Source organism: Aliarcobacter cibarius, assembly GCF_013372265.1.
Classification (GTDB): Bacteria; Campylobacterota; Campylobacteria; order Campylobacterales; family Arcobacteraceae; genus Aliarcobacter; species Aliarcobacter cibarius.
This window is the reverse complement of the sequence record NZ_CP054051.1, coordinates 669,394-685,211: the sequence shown is the minus strand read 5'-3', so window position 1 is coordinate 685,211 and position 15,818 is coordinate 669,394. Positions and strand designations below refer to the sequence as shown.

General features: G+C 27.4%; 17 protein-coding genes. All 17 read right to left on the bottom strand.

The window, feature by feature from the left end; translation table 11 throughout:
- Positions 1-15: 15 nt before the first annotated feature.
- From flhA to ACBT_RS03220, 17 genes are read right to left on the bottom strand one after another with little or no spacing between them, the layout of a single operon-like run.
- On the bottom strand, positions 16-2,130 hold the full coding sequence (gene flhA, locus ACBT_RS03300) for a flagellar biosynthesis protein FlhA (protein WP_024775492.1): 2,115 nt from the start codon (positions 2,128-2,130) through the stop codon (positions 16-18).
- Positions 2,131-2,149: 19 nt separating this feature from the next.
- Positions 2,150-3,310, bottom strand: a complete 1,161-nt coding sequence (flgL, locus tag ACBT_RS03295; RefSeq protein ID WP_024775493.1) for a flagellar hook-associated protein FlgL — start codon at positions 3,308-3,310, stop codon at positions 2,150-2,152.
- A complete protein-coding gene (gene fliI, locus ACBT_RS03290; RefSeq protein ID WP_024775494.1) occupies positions 3,307-4,611 on the bottom strand; it encodes a flagellar protein export ATPase FliI in 1,305 nt (434 codons plus the stop codon). The genes flgL and fliI overlap by 4 nt, the downstream gene beginning before the upstream one ends.
- On the bottom strand, positions 4,608-6,605 hold the full coding sequence (locus ACBT_RS03285) for a tetratricopeptide repeat protein (protein ID WP_024775495.1): 1,998 nt from the start codon (positions 6,603-6,605) through the stop codon (positions 4,608-4,610). The genes fliI and ACBT_RS03285 overlap by 4 nt, the downstream gene beginning before the upstream one ends.
- Positions 6,606-6,608: 3 nt before the next feature.
- Entirely contained in the window at positions 6,609-7,658 is a 1,050-nt protein-coding gene (gene flhB / locus ACBT_RS03280; RefSeq protein WP_024775496.1) for a flagellar biosynthesis protein FlhB, read from the bottom strand.
- A gap of 11 nt (positions 7,659-7,669) precedes the next feature.
- A complete protein-coding gene (locus ACBT_RS03275; protein WP_024775497.1) occupies positions 7,670-8,419 on the bottom strand; it encodes a flagellar biosynthetic protein FliR in 750 nt (249 codons plus the stop codon).
- On the bottom strand, positions 8,420-10,405 hold the full coding sequence (gene fliK / locus ACBT_RS03270; protein WP_024775498.1) for a flagellar hook-length control protein FliK: 1,986 nt from the start codon (positions 10,403-10,405) through the stop codon (positions 8,420-8,422). It abuts the gene before it with no gap.
- An 11-nt stretch (positions 10,406-10,416) separates the two neighbouring features.
- Complete coding sequence (gene flgC / locus ACBT_RS03265; RefSeq protein ID WP_024775499.1) at positions 10,417-10,881, bottom strand: flagellar basal body rod protein FlgC; 465 nt, start codon at positions 10,879-10,881, stop codon at positions 10,417-10,419.
- Positions 10,882-10,896: 15 nt separating this feature from the next.
- A complete protein-coding gene (gene fliE / locus ACBT_RS03260; RefSeq protein WP_034218681.1) occupies positions 10,897-11,202 on the bottom strand; it encodes a flagellar hook-basal body complex protein FliE in 306 nt (101 codons plus the stop codon).
- Positions 11,203-11,210: 8 nt separating this feature from the next.
- Complete coding sequence (locus ACBT_RS03255) at positions 11,211-11,543, bottom strand: hypothetical protein (RefSeq protein ID WP_024775501.1); 333 nt, start codon at positions 11,541-11,543, stop codon at positions 11,211-11,213.
- 53 nt (positions 11,544-11,596) lie between these two features.
- Positions 11,597-12,415 (bottom strand): P-loop NTPase, encoded by an 819-nt coding sequence (locus ACBT_RS03250; protein WP_024775502.1) that lies wholly within the window; start codon positions 12,413-12,415, stop codon positions 11,597-11,599.
- 3 nt (positions 12,416-12,418) lie between these two features.
- Complete coding sequence (gene flhF, locus ACBT_RS03245) at positions 12,419-13,564, bottom strand: flagellar biosynthesis protein FlhF (protein WP_024775503.1); 1,146 nt, start codon at positions 13,562-13,564, stop codon at positions 12,419-12,421.
- Positions 13,561-13,956, bottom strand: a complete 396-nt coding sequence (locus ACBT_RS03240) for a hypothetical protein (protein ID WP_024775504.1) — start codon at positions 13,954-13,956, stop codon at positions 13,561-13,563. Before ACBT_RS03240 ends, flhF begins: the two co-directional genes overlap by 4 nt.
- Entirely contained in the window at positions 13,940-14,317 is a 378-nt protein-coding gene (locus tag ACBT_RS03235; protein WP_024775505.1) for a hypothetical protein, read from the bottom strand. Before ACBT_RS03235 ends, ACBT_RS03240 begins: the two co-directional genes overlap by 17 nt.
- 8 nt (positions 14,318-14,325) lie before the next feature.
- Positions 14,326-14,625, bottom strand: coding sequence for a hypothetical protein (locus ACBT_RS03230; RefSeq protein WP_024775506.1), 300 nt, complete (start codon positions 14,623-14,625; stop codon positions 14,326-14,328).
- A 1-nt stretch (position 14,626) separates the two neighbouring features.
- Positions 14,627-15,490, bottom strand: coding sequence for a FliM/FliN family flagellar motor switch protein (locus ACBT_RS03225; RefSeq protein WP_024775507.1), 864 nt, complete (start codon positions 15,488-15,490; stop codon positions 14,627-14,629).
- Between the two features lie 9 nt (positions 15,491-15,499).
- Positions 15,500-15,811, bottom strand: coding sequence for a hypothetical protein (locus tag ACBT_RS03220; RefSeq protein WP_024775508.1), 312 nt, complete (start codon positions 15,809-15,811; stop codon positions 15,500-15,502).
- Positions 15,812-15,818 lie beyond the last annotated feature (7 nt).

The window sequence follows — 15,818 nt, the reverse complement described above, 5'->3', positions numbered from 1 at the left end:
AAAAACTATTAAAAATTAGAATTCTAAAGTACCTTCAATAGCAAAGTTAGCTTTAGAATCAAGTTCTGCATGAGATAAAACTGGAATAGAAAGACCAAATTTTTCATATATTTCTGAAATTCGTTTTCTTAAAACTGGATCAACAACCATAGATATTTTTGTAAATCCTTTTTTCTCAACATCATCTAAAAGTTGTTTTGTTTTTGTTACAAGATTATTTATTTCAGAAATAGACAACATCAGCTGAGAAACCCCATGGTGTTCTTGAAGTTTACTAATAAACTGCTGTTCTAATTCTGGTTTTATTGTTATAATATGTAAAATACCATCTGTATCTTTAAATTTTTGTGTAATTAGTCTATATAATTTTGATCTTACATGTTCTAATAATATTTCAGGAGCTTTCGTAAATTGTGCAATATCTGCAACTGCTTCGACAATTGTTAACATATCTACGATTGGTATTTTTTCATGTAACAAGTCTTTACAAACTTTTAATAAGCTTCCATAAGAAGTAACTTTCATAGCCTCTTCTACAACAATTGGGAAATCCTTTTTCAATCTATCTATAATATCTACTATATCTTGTCTAGTTATGATATCTTCAGCATGTCTTCTAATAATCTCAGAAATATGTGTTGATATAATCGAAGGAACATCTACAACCGTAAAGCCTTTCATTAAAGCATCATCTTTTTGATCAGGATTTATCCAAATAGCATCAATATTAAATACTGGCTCTTTCACCTTTTGTCCTGCTAAACTTTCACCAAAGCCTCCCATAGCAAGTAACTTATCAACTTCTACTTTACCTTTTGCAATCGGTATTCTTTTTAAATTAAACACATATTCGTTTGCACCTAAAGTTGAATCATCAGAAATTCTAATTTGAGGAATAATAAATCCTAATTCCGCTGCAATTGTCTTTCTAATAGCTTTAATTTTATCTAGAAGCTCTGAATTACCCTGAACAAGTTGTAAAAGTCTAATTCCAAGTTTTAATTCAAGAACTTCTAATCTCATAATATTCTCAATATTTTGAGTTTCATCAGGAATAGCAGCAGCTTTTTTCTTCTCTCTTAGTTCTTCAGGTTTTGCAGGAACTTTAACTTTTGCATCTTTTGATCTAAAGAACCTTGTAACAGCGTTATCTTCTCCTTTTTCAATCATAACTATTGTATATCCCATAGCCATCATCATAACACCCATAGTAGTTAAGATTCCTGTTGGGAACCCTGGAACAAAACCAAATAGTATCAATCCTATACCAACTAAAATTAAAGATTTACTATCTTTAATAAGCTGATTAACAGCTTTAGAAGCAAATTTTTCCTCGTCTGTATTTGACCTAGTGATTATAATTGCTGTTGCTGTTGAAGTTAATAAAGCAGGAATTTGTGCAACTAATCCATCCCCAATAGTAAGAATTGTATAAATTTCTCCAGCTTCTGCTATATCTAAATCATGTTGAAAAATTCCAACTAAAAGCCCTCCAACAATATTTACAATCGTAATAATAATACCAGCAATAGCATCACCTTTAACAAACTTTGAAGATCCATCCATAGCTCCATAAAAGTTTGCTTCTGTAATTAATGCTTTTCTTCTTTCTTGTGCTTCTTTATCGTCAATAAATCCGGCATTTAAATCTGCATCAATAGCCATTTGTTTACCAGGCATAGAGTCAAGTGTAAATCTTGCAGTAACTTCAGCTACCCTTGTTGCACCTTTTGTGATAACCATAAAATTTATAAGTACTAATATTATAAAAATAATAACACCTATAACCATATTTCCACCAACAACAAACTCCCCAAATGCAGAAATAATAGTACTTACTGCATCTGGTCCATTATGTCCTTCAGATAAGATAGACCTGGTTGTTGCAATACTTAAAGCAAGTCTAAATATAACCAATATTAAAAGTAAAGTTGGAAATGTGGTTAAATCCGCAGGTTTTTGGATATATAAAGAAATTAAAAGTATAAGAAATGAGATTGCTAGTGAAAGTGATATAAAAAAGTCAATTGCAGTTTGATTTAAAGGAACAATAATAATAGCAAGTATTGCTAAAAACAATCCTACAGCTATTAAGTCTCTAGAGAAAATGCTCCTAAAATCAAACTTCATAAATTACTTAAATCTTTTTTTATTTCATAAAATTAACTAATGATAACTCATTAGTTCTTGCAACTGTTGAATACATTGCTGTATATGTTAGTTCTAAAGCTTTTATCTGGATTGCAACTTCAGTTAAATCTGCAGAACTGAGTGCTTCTTCAAGTTTTTTATATTGAACTAATTTAGAATCAATTGATTCTAAAGCTGTTTCAAAAACTTTGTTTTTTGCTCCTAAATCAGCATGAGTAATATTCATATCATCAAAAGATTGATCAATAGCATCTATTTGTTTTGCTAAATTATCCCTTACTATATCTCTTGATATTGGATTACCAACCTCATCAACCATATTTAAAGTATTAATAACACTATTCATTAAATCAAAAATACTAGTTTTAGCCTCAAACTTTGTACCTACATCACTTGGTGTTGTAATAGTATAAGTATTTGTTGTCCCATCAAATGTTACAGGAGTTATCGTATTAATTGTTGAATTACCATCCAAATCATATTTTCTAAGAGTTAAAGGTAAAGCTGGACTTGGGGGAGTAGCTGAATTCATATCTAATTTCCACTCATTTCCATCTTGGTCTAAGATTCTATCAGTTTCAGTAAATATCAAATCATTACCTTTATATGCAACAGAAGAACTATACATCATAGCATCAAAACCATTTACACCTCTATCTCTATAAGAGCCCTCTTCTACTGCTACTCTTCTTAATTTATTATCTCCCACATAAGAAATTTTTCCATTTACTTCCACAAAAGGTTTTTTTGAAGAATCACTTCCAGAAAAAAGATATTCTCCTTCAACTTGAGTATTAGCAAGAGTTAATAAATTCTCTCTAGTTCCAGCTAGTACAACAGCTATAGACTTAAGACCATCATCACCTGTTGTATCAGTATTTGCTTTCATAAGCTCTGATTTTATAAATGTCAGAAGATTTTTTGCTTCTTTTAAACTCGAATCTGACATATCATTTTGAACTTTTGTTCTTTCAACTATTGTTTTAATACCTTCAAAAGTTCTAACTTTATCTTGTGCTGAAGTTATTCTTCCAAATAAAACAGAATCATCACTTCCATTTTCAAGCTGTTGCTTTGTACTAAGTTGATAATTTAGTTTTTGCTGAGTCTTATCAAGGTTATTTAATCTGTATATTGTTTGTTCAACTTGACTAATCATTCTAAAGCCTTTTTAAATCTAGTCAGCATATCTTCATAAGGTACTACTTCTTGAGAGTCTTGTGTTAAGAACTCTCTAATTTTCTCTTTTTTGGACATTGCTGCATCTAATTCTAAATCCATACCCGGTTTGTATGCACCAACTCTTACTAAAACTTCATTCTCTTTTATCAATGATAATACTCTTTTTAACTTTAAAAAGTCATTATATTGATCTTTTGTAACAACCTTGTCCATAACCCTAGAAGCTGATTTTAATATGTTTACAGGAGGATAAAATCCTTGTTCTGTTAAATCTCTTGTAAGAACAATATGTCCATCTAAAATGGACCTACTTTGATCTGCAATAGGATCATTTAAATCATCTCCATCAACTAAAACGGTAAAAAATGCTGTAATTGAGCCTAATTGATTGTTTCCAGCTCTTTCCATTAATTGAGGTAAAAGAGCAAAAACTGAAGGAGGATATCCCCTACTTACAGGCGGTTCTCCAGTACTTAATCCTATTTCTCTTTGAGCCATAGCAAATCTTGTAACACTATCCATCATCAAAAGAACATCATGTCCTTTATCTCTAAAATACTCGGCAATACTCATAGCAGTAAAAGCTCCATATTTTCTCATCAAAGCAGATTCATCAGAAGTTGCAGTTACAAGTACAGTATTATCTAAATTTCCACCAAGATTGTAATGAATAAATTCTGGAATTTCTCTTCCCCTTTCTCCAATTAGTGCAACAACTTTTATTTGAGCTTCACAACCTTTTACAATCATCCCCATTAAAGTTGACTTTCCTACTCCACTTCCTGCAAAGATACCTACTTTTTGACCTTTTCCACATGTAAGCATTGCATCAATGGGTTTTACTCCCGTTGCAAATTTTTTATCAATAATTCCTCTTTCTAAGGGTGGCATGGATAATTTGTTTATAGAAGTATATCCCTCAATATCTCTTATCTTGCCTTTGTCATCAATTGGCTCTCCTAAAGCATTTACAACTCTTCCTAAAAGTCCATATCCACACTTTACAGTAAGTCCGTCTCTTTGTAAGAAGATTTTATCATTTATCTTAAATCCGTCAATAAATGAAAAAGGTACTATTGTAAAAAAAGCTCCATCAATTGTTGTTACCATTCCTAAAACGGTATAAATTTTTTGAACAGATTCAATTCTCACAATATCTCCAACAGCAACTTCTAATCCTGTACCTGTCAAAGTTATTGCTGATATATTTGTAATCTTTCCAAAAGCAATTGTAAGATTTGTAGGATCTATTTTATTTAAAATATCATCTATATTCATTTCATCTCATCACACATTTTTTTATATAAACTATCTGTTGTATTTTCTACAGCTTTACATTTATTCAAATATTCAGTTTTTTTATTTTTATTTCCCAAGTTATCATATAAAATCAACACATCATAATAAATCTTAACTTCATCATTTGGAGCCATTTTTCTAGCATTACTTAAACCGCTCAACAATAAATCTAGAGCTTTTTGTTTATTGTTATTATCTTTTGCTATTTTTGCTAACTCTATTTCAACAAAAGGAGAATAAACAAATGCTTTATAATCTTTTTGCTTTAAATACAGTTTTTCTAACATTTCATTAGCTTTTTTTTCTTGACCTTTAGATATCAAATATAAATAATAATCATGATAAAAATCTATAATTGAAGGATTTATTTCACTTTGCTTAATAAAATCTGGATTATAGTCTGCATATATAAAAAACTTCTCCATTGAATTTGGATTATTGTTTGCTTTATTTATCTGATATCTAACTATAAATTCACTTGCCAAAACTTTTTTATCATTTGTCATTTCAACTTTTGCTGAAAAATCTAATGCCTCATCTAATTTATTAAGGGCTAAAGCCATTCTTTCTAAATATAAATATATATTTGCATCTTTATTTGTATTAAATATCTCTTTTAACTGATAATAAGCTTTTTCATTTGAAGTCTCTACCATACATTCAAAAAAGCTATATTTTAAAGCTTCATCCTCTACTATTTTAGAATATGTTTCATTGCTAGCATTTTGTAAAATTTGACTTAATTCTGAACACTCAGAATCTTTAATTTTGTCTTTAATTATCTCTAAATCAATTTCACTAAATACTTCATCCATATTTTTATAACCAAATCTTTTTGCAACATCATTTGAGATCTTTCTATAAACACCTTGCATTTTTAAAATGTTTTCATATTTTTTATCTCTTTTATCAATCATTAATTCTTGCATTAAAGCTTTTTGCTGCATCTCTTCGCTATCTTGATATTTTTCTGCAATCACTGATGGTGCAATAGAACCTTGTCTCATTAAAATTTCATCTAAATAAATAGAAGAACTTTTTGAATATAATCCATTTTCATAATCATTTATAATTTCTTTGTAAAGCTCTTTTGCTTTCTCTAAATAGTAATTTGTTTTATCATACATTCGCATATAAGTATTTGCTAATTTATACTTATAACTTTCTATTTGCTCTTCTTTTGTAGTTGTATTTAATAATTCAATTAATATTTCAGCAGCATATTCAGGCATATTTGCTTTTAAAAGTTTATTTATTTTTTTATTTGCTAAGTAAGTATCAACAGCATAAAATTCAACATTAGTTTTTAAAACTTGACTTATTAAATTACTTGCTTTTGCAACATCACCTTCTAATATATAAACATCAAAAAGTTCATCGGCCACAAGTGTAGCAATAGTTTTATCTTTTGTTGTAGATAAGATTTCATATAAAGAGGAAGCTGATCTTTTATAATCTTTTTGATGTTTATAAACTTTAGCTAAAGCTATTTTTCCATAAGTTTTAGTAAGAGGATTATCAAAATTGTCAATTATTATTTGCGCAAAATATTTTGCATCACTTGTTTTATTTATTGCTAATTTTAAATCAACTAAAAGCATATATGCATTTGATAAATCTTCTTCATTTATTTGTGAAGAATTTATTGCTTTTTCTAAATCATCAGAAGCTTCTAGAAGAAGTCGTTTATTGTCTTTTTTTAAGACTAATTCAGAATATAAAATAATAATATCAGAAGTTAAGATTTTAAGTTTATTTTTCTCTTTTAACTCTTTAATTTGTGTAAATGCTTCATCTATTTTGTCATTTCTTGCAAGGTATTTTATATTTTCTATAATATCAAATCCATCTTTTATTGTCTGCTTCGTCTCTTCTGAAATTTGTTTCCCGTTAGAATCAATAAAACTATAATAAAAATCTTTTTGAGCATTTAATATATTTAAAAAAATAAACAAAACTAATAATATTTTCAAACTTTACCTTTTTCTTTTTAATTCATAAACATAAGAGAAAATCTCTGCCATAGCTTTATAAAAATCATTTGGAATTTCTCTATCTAAATCAATTTGTTCAAATAAACTTCTTGCAAGTGCTGGGTTTTCAATTATAGGAATATCATTTTCTCTCGCAACTTCTTTTATTCTAATAGCTATAAAATCTATTCCTTTTGCAACAACAACAGGAGCTTTATTCTTTTCATTATCATAACTCAAAGCAACAGCATAGTGTGTTGGATTTGTAATAATAACATCTGCACTAGGAACATTACTCATCATTCTCTTTTGCGCCATTTGCATCTGAATTCTTCGTATTCTTCCCTTTACTTGAGGATCTCCCTCCATATTTTTATACTCATCTTTAATCTCTTGTTTACTCATTTTTAAAGACTTCATATAATAAAACTTAGTAAAGTAGAAATCCATTATAGCAAAAATAATAATAATAAAAAGAATTGTTAAAATGAAGTAAATACTCAAATCAACTATACTTTTTAAAGTTGAATTAGTATCCTGATTCATCATATATAAAATATCTTTGTAGGTTAAAGAAAAAAGTAAAAACATAACAGCAACAATAATTGTTAATTTTGCAGTTAATTTTAAAGCTTCTAAAAGTTTTTTAAAACTAAAAATATTTTGTAAACCTTTTATTGGATTTAATTTTTGTAAATCAAATTTTAAAGGGACAGAAATAAAACCAAATTGCATCCAATTACCTGCAAGCACCAAAATAAAAACTAATATAAACAGTGGGGCTAAAGATTTTAAAAGTGTAATACCAACAGAATAAACTATTGTATAATAAACATTATCATTCATCTCTTCACCAATAAAACTATAAGAATATAGCATTAATTTCTTTATTTCCATTAATGAAAATGTTGAAAAAAACAGTATATAAACTGAGCCAAAAAGAAGTACAGCTGCACCGACAACTTCTGTAGATTTACCTACATTTCCTTCCTTTTTTGCATCTTCTATCTTTTTGGATGTGGGTTCTTCAGTTTTTTCTTCATCATCAGCCATGACTTAAGTTCCTATTGAAATTTATCTATAAAATATTGTGTAAAAGCATCTGCAAAAATTTCCATTCCTAAAATCAAAAAAATAAAAATCAATGCAAATTTAAGCTGAAAAGTTATAATGAAAGGTGAGAAAGCTGGCATGGATTTTGTACCATATCCATAATATACATCCATTATAAAACCTATAAAAAATAGAGGTAAAGCAAAAGCAAAAGCAAAAGTAAACATTCTTTTTACTTCATCAATAGCCAACTGGATTCCATTATATGAAAAGATATCAAAAGTTCCTAGATGTATAACTGAAAAACTTTTTACCAGTATAACCAAAGTCATTTCATACATTCCTGTTTGAAAAAACAGTACTATTGCTATCCAAAACAACATTTTTGCGACTAAACCCTCTTGCGAACCGGTTGTTGGATCAAACATAGATGCCATCGATAAAGCAGTTGAATATTCAACAAACTCTCCAATAACTCTTACTGCTGAAAAAATTATATTTACAAACATCGAAGCAACTAAACCTAAAGTAATCTCTGAAAAAAGAGCCAGTATAAAATTATCCTGATTTATATTACTTTGAATATCAACTAAAGGATATATAAAAAATGTAAAAAATAGAGCTAAAGAGACTCTTATTCTTGGACTTACAGCAGCATGCCCAAAAACTGGCATGAAAGCCATAAAAGAGACAACTCTAGCAAATAGAAGTAAAAACTGAAATAAAACAGTTTCGTTTAATAAAGATAATAAAGCTTCCATTTACATATAGTCGAATTTATCATCAATTTCTTTATTCTCTTCTTGTAACTTTAAAATAGTTGTTGTATCTATATATTCATCCTGATTTTTATGGTCTTCTTGTTTTTGCTGATCTTGATTATTTTGATTTCTCTCTTGTGAACTAAAATCAAGATTAAATTTTGTATTTTCTTCAAAAGTTTTAACTAAAGAGTTTCTTAGTAAATTTTGATTTTCAACTAATGCATCCAAAGTAGCCTGACTTGAAACACTCATACTAATAGAAACATCACTATTTTTCTCACTCTTCATCATAATTGCAATACTTCCTAAGTTTTCAGGATTAAGATTAATTCTAAATACTGTAACGGGAGGTCTATAATTTTCATACATCTGTTTTGCAATATCAGACATCATATTTGACATTTGTTGTCTAGCACCAATTATTTTCGTTTGAATATTAAATGACAAAGGAGAGTTAACATTTAAAACACTATCTTCAACAAAATTTAATTTATTCTCAAGTAAAGCTGAACTTGCCTCTACTGACTTTGTTATCAAATTTTTTACATCAACACTTCTAATATTTTTTTCATTTAATAAAGTATCTAAAATTTGTTTTCTATCATTTAAATCTCTTAAACTATTTTTCTTAATAACATCATCTAAACTCAAAGCTTTTTCAACATCTACTTCTTCTAAACCTAAATCTAAAATAGATGCACTTTTTTTAATATCATCTAAACTTGCACCATCCTTTAAAAGATTCAAAGCTTCTGATTTATTAAAATTAAGTTGGGTATTTAATTGATTTTTTTGTTCACTTAAATATATACTTGAAACTATTTCTTTTTGTTTTACATCAACGTTAGTTAAATCAGAATTTTTAGCCAAAAACTCTTCTTGTTTTTTCACACTATTCTGAATCAAAGCATCCATAAGAGATTTTGGTTTATCAACTGCTTTTTCAATAAGGGTCGCTTCTAAATCGTTATTTTCTGGATTTTTATTTTCTAAACCTCCGATGATTTCTTTTGAAAGATTATTTATAAATACATTCTCTATATCAGAATTTTCACTTTTAATAATATTATTAGATTCATCTAGAGTTATATTACTTTCACTAATATTAGTTACAACTAATTCTTCTGTCAAATTTTTCACTACAGAAGTTTCTACATTTTTAATATTTTGTTCTTTTAAATTATTTTTATCTTCAATAATTTTATTTTTTGCATCACTTATTAATTTATCTAAAAGAGATGTAGGCGTACTCTCTTCTACTAATTTTACTTCTGATTCTATTTTTAAACTACTAGATAGCTCTTCCATAGGTATAGTTGAATTTATTTTAACAGTATCACTATCTAAAATATCTTTTTTTACATCACTTACTAATCTATCTAGAAGAGATATTGATGTCCCCGTTTCTACTACTTTTACATCTGATTCTACATTTTGATTACTTGTAGTTTCAATTGAATTTGTTTTAACAACATCACTATCAAAAATATCTTTTTTTGCATCACTTACTAATTTATCTAAAAGAGAAGTTGATGTCTCAGCTTCTACTACATTTACTTCTGATTCTATTACTGATTCATCTACAGATACAGTTGAATTTGTTTGTATAATATTTTTTAATGTATCAACAAATTTAGTTTTATCTTTTAAATCTACATTATCTAATTGATCACTTGAGATTTCATTACTTATAGTTTCTGCGCCATTTTGACTTATGGTCTCCTTTGCACTGATTATTAATTTATCTAAAAGTGAACCCATACCTGATGTCGTAGTAAGATTATTTTCCATTGTATTTGCTACTTTTAATGAATCTGAGATGACTTCTTCACCTGTTGAATTTAAGTTTTTTGAATCTATACTACTTTTTAATATAGAATCAAAAAGAGAAGGACCATTTTTCTCTTCTTTTTGTCCACCTAAAAGAGAAGTTCCACTCTCAAGAGAAGATCCTTCTGGTGTAAAAATATCTATTGCTTGCATTTCACACTCTTTTACGCATTTAAGATGTCTAATGTTTTAGAATCAATTGCTTTATGAGTGTTAAATGCACTAACATTTGCCTCATAAGATCTCATAGCTTCTATTAAATCAACCATTTCTATAACTGGATTAATATCAGGATAAGCAACATATCCTTCGGGATTTGCATCTGGATGAGTTGGGTCATATCTTAAAACTGGTTTTGCATCACTTTGGATTATAGATTTAACACCAACTCCTCTTAATGCAATATCAGAATTTTTATCATTTGTAGCTTCAACATCATTTGAGTTTGCTTTTTGATTAGAATTAGCAAGTAAGATATCCTGAAAAACAACCTGTTGCTTTTTATATGGACCACCTTCAGCCGTATGAGTAGTTTTTGCATTTGCAATATTTGCACTTACAACATTTATTCTTGTTCTTTGAGCTGACATTCCTGAACTTGAGACATTATAACCATCAAAAAAACCCATAATATGCCCCTTTTATTAGATTTGCATTCTTGTAATTTCTTTATAAGCATTTATTGCTTTATTTTTAACTTCTAACGCTAATTTCAAAGAAAGTTCTGCTTCTTCAATTCTTTGAACTGCTTCTTGAAGATTAGTAACTTTACCTGTTGCAATTCCTTGCATTGCATTGTATCCTTCTATTTGTTCATCATTTAATTCATTTAACGAATTATTTAATAACTCTTGGAAAGATTTTGTATTACCTGATAAAGGCTGTGCTATTTTATTTGATTGATCTAACTTAACATCATTTAAAGAATTTATAATCGATGATACATTCATTTTATATCCTATTGTTGTTTACTATCTTTACTATTTGAATCAATAATATCTTTTACTACAAGCTCATTTAGCATTGCATTTATCTTATCTTCATTATATTTGAAATCAAACTCTTTTCTTTTATTTTCTAAACTAAATAAACTTATTATTAATGATATCATAATATTACTCAAACCTTTTAAAAGAAGAGTTATAAAAATAATACCCACTAACATCTCTATTGGCGTAAATAGCTCTGAATTAAATAGAAAAAAAAGTAATGTTGCAAAAAATCCAGTAGCAATATATGTTTTAAATAAGCCACTATTCATCAAATTTTGTGAAAATCGTTCTATTACCATTTTTTACCAACAATGCAAAGATAATAATAAATATTTTTTAGCAAAACTAACCTTCATCCTATATTTAGTAATAAACTTCTAAGCACCAATTCCATTTGTAGAGTAACCTCATCATTTGCAAACTCATTTGCAAAAATTTTTCTAAGCCGACTCGTAGTTGCAACATTTGTACAACTTGAAATATTTCCTAAATATTTTACCATAAAATCTGCTTTTAGACTATTCTTTTTACCTAAAGTTATTAAAGAGTTACTAATAGTCTCTCCAATTTGATAACTTTTTGTATGATTAAAACATAACATCAACTTTGATTTATTTAATGAAAGCATCTTTATTAAAGCATAAACATCAGTTAAAGCACTAGGATCAGTTGAAGTAATAGCAACTATATTATCAGAAATTGCAAGAAACTCTTTTACATAATCATTTAATCCAGCACCTGTATCAACTAATAAAAAATCAAAACTATCCAAAGCTAAAATATCTTTTATAAAATTTGAAAAGACAAAACTATTTTTAAATGAACTATATTCAAAAGAGCTAATTCCAGCAAATAAATAGATATTTTCATATGAAGTTTTTGTTATAGTATCTTCTAATCTACTTTTTCCTTCTATATAATCAAAAAAGCTATTTCGAGGTTTTACATCAAATAAAACTTGCAAATTTGCCAAACCAATATCTGCATCTAACACGGCAACTTTATAACCTTTTTTACTCAACAAAAATGCTAAATTTGATGTAATTGTAGATTTCCCAACACCACCTTTTCCAGATGTTATTGTTATAAGTTTGGTTCTATAAGAGTTTTTTTTTACTCCATTTGCAAGTTCTACAAGCTTACTTGCTTGTAAAGAAACATTATTATACAACTTTTATCTTCTCACGCACTTATTATTCATAAAACAATCTATTAAAAAATTTGAATCAGATACAATCAAATCATCAGGAACATTTTGTCCTATTGAAAAATATGTAATTGATTTCTTTGTTTTATATGCAAATGATATTAAATTACCAAAACTTTTAGTTTCATCTAATTTTGTAAATGTTAAATAATCTATATCCAATCTAGAATAAGTTTTATAAATTTCTAATAAATCACTATATTTTACATTTGCTGGAAGTACCAATATTTTTTCAATATTTAATTCTTCAACTCTCTTTTGATATTCATTTATAAGCTCTATTTTATCAATATCATATTGACTAGAACCAGCTGTATCTATAAAAATATAGTTACAATCTTTTAATCTTAAAAGAGCCTCTGCAAAATCCTCAGGATTTCTAACTATTTCCAAAGGAAGTCTCATAATATTTGTATATGCTTGAAGTTGTTCAATAGCACCAACTCTATAAGAATCTAATGTTATTACACCAACTTTATAATTTTGTCCTAGTTTATATGCATATCTAGCAGCTAATTTTGAAATTGTTGTCGTTTTTCCAACTCCTGTTGGCCCAACCATCATGATAACTTTTCTTTGAAATCTTCTTAATGGAACTTCATGTTTTATAGGAATAACTCTTCTTAGAATCAATCTAAAAAAATCATCAATTTTCTTTGGATTTGATTTAAATGCTAAAGGTAGTTGCTTTATAGTTTTTTTCATAATAGTATAAGTCATTTCGGCATCAAATTCATTTTGCTCAAAAATATTATACATAGATGCAAATTCAGGAGGAATTGTCAAATCATATAATTGGCTTTTTGGATTCCAAAGAGATTTTTGTACTTGTTCTAAAGCAGATTGCATTTTTAAAATCTCTTCTTTAAAATCATATGTTTTTGCACCACCATAAGTTTCAACACTTTTTTTGATAACTATTGGTTTTTCTTTTGTCTCTTTTTTCTTAAAATTGTCCTCAATTGCTACAACAATTTCATACATATCTTGCCCATTTTCAAGTGCATTTGATACTTTTTTAGTTGATAAAACTATTGCATCCTCTCCACACTCTTTTTGTGCAAGTGCTAAAGCAATAGTAGGAGTTTCACCTAAAAAAGAGAGCATATTCATTTTAATCTTCCATCTTTGTATATTTGCTCAACTGTTCCATCAAGATTTTTAAATCTAATAAACTCATTGTTTTCATAGATTATTTTACCTTTTTTTTCTATTTGAAGTCCACCAAAACTAAAAATTATTGTTTCATCTTGAAATCTTTTTATATCTTTTTTACAGATTATAGTATTTTTGTTTATATAATGAGTTGCTACATAAATTTCATTTTTTATGTCATTCAGCCCTATAGGTTCACAAGCCTTATTAACGCTAGGTACATTTTGAACTTTTAATTTTGAAGCAACTATTTGCTCGTCTAACTTAATAGGTTCCTTTGTCATCACAACACTAACAGCAAACAGCGAAATATTTAATAATATAGTTAGAAAACTAAGCTTTAATATCAAATATTCTTCCTCCATTTACACTACTGAACTCATTTACTAACTCTTTATACATATTTTGTATAGGTAAAACAATAGCTGATAATTTTCTATTTAGCTCATATAAACTTTTAATATTATTTTCTAATTCATCAACTTTTGCTCTATAAATATTTACATCTACACCTTTTTGAATTTCTAATACTAACTCTTTATTTAACTCTGATTTACAAAAAATAATATCATCAATTAAAGTTTGTTTTAATTCATTTCTTTTTAAAAGAGTTTCGTGATTTGCCTCTTTTATATCAGAAATATCCTCATTAATAAGCTTTTTTAAGTTATCTATTTTTAAATTCATTTTTGCAACAACATCATTTATCATAGACATCCTTACTTATTATTTTTACTTAAAAAGTCAAAAAGCATATCACTAATTCCAAAAGTTCCAGATGATTTATCTGCAATTGCTTGAATATACATGCTTTTTACAATATCAGAACCTACTTCTTCTCCAGCAATATTACTACTTCTTAAAGACACATCCATAATTTGATTTATAAAAAAAGATTCAAAATCATTGCTAATTTCTCTTAACTTCTCTTCATCTTTTATTTCATCAACATTTAAATTATCAAACTTCTTAGTATTTAAAATATCTTTGTTTACTAAATTGCTACTATTTATTTCCATTTTATAATCCTATTTGAGCAAATTTTAATTCTTCATTACCAATTTTTTTAATTTTTAATCCAAATTTTCCTTCAACAATAACTGCTTCACCTTCACCAATCTTTACACCATTAACCAAGACTTCTAATGGTTCATTTACCATTTGTTCAAGCTCTATAATTTCTCCAACATCCCATCTTAAGATATCTTTTAGTAAAACTACTTTTGTTCCAAGTCGTACACTTAATTTTAATTTTACACTTTGTAAAAGTTCTAAATTCTTTGGTACAAATTGTACTGAACTATGAGCTGTTGGTGCTAAAGTTTGTGCTTTTATTTTAGGTTCTTCTTCAACTATAGTTTTTTTAGTAGCTCCAGTGATTTGTGAAAAATATGAAGCAATCTCTGGAGAAAAAGATATTACTAATGGATTACTTTCCCCATCCAACATAACATTCAATTCAAAGCTATTTGTCGTTGGTATTAAGCTTATTTCAGTAATTTCTTTATTTTTTATATCAAATTTTACTTTTCCTATATCAGAAAAACCTTGAGCATTAGTAACTGTACAAAAGCTTCCACAAATATTTGACACTATCTCATTTAATGCGTCTAAGGTTTCATCATCTAAATTTTCTTTTAAATCTCCCATTCCACCTAACATCAAAAATTCAAAATTTGCAGCTGTTTTAGTAGGTATGAAAAATTTAATTGAAGATGAATCATTTTTAAAATCAAATTTCACTTCACATAATATTGCTTGTTGCCCTTGAAACTTTAAAGAATCAAAAGAGTTTACACTATCAACTTTTGCTTTCTTACCAAGTAGCTGTTCTAAAGTGTTTGCTAATTCATCTTTTAAAATATTTGATAAATCTGATGCCAATTTCTTACCTTATATACTATTATTTTTTTCAAGTTCTTCTAACAAATAAGCTTTTAATCTCATCATATCTTCTGTTGGGAATTTTAGCTCTACATCCCCTCTAGTTACTTTTACAAAAAAATCTTTTGATTCTTTGTTATATCCAAATGTAATATTATCAATAATAACTTCACTTTTATTAGCTACATTAGTAGATAAAGCTTTTTTATATTCATCTTTATCTATTAATTTTGATTCTTCTTTAGTTTCCGATAATTTCTGATTTTTTTGTATCACATTCTCTTTTGCATTATCAATATCAGGTATTTTTCCAATTTGCATGATAAAC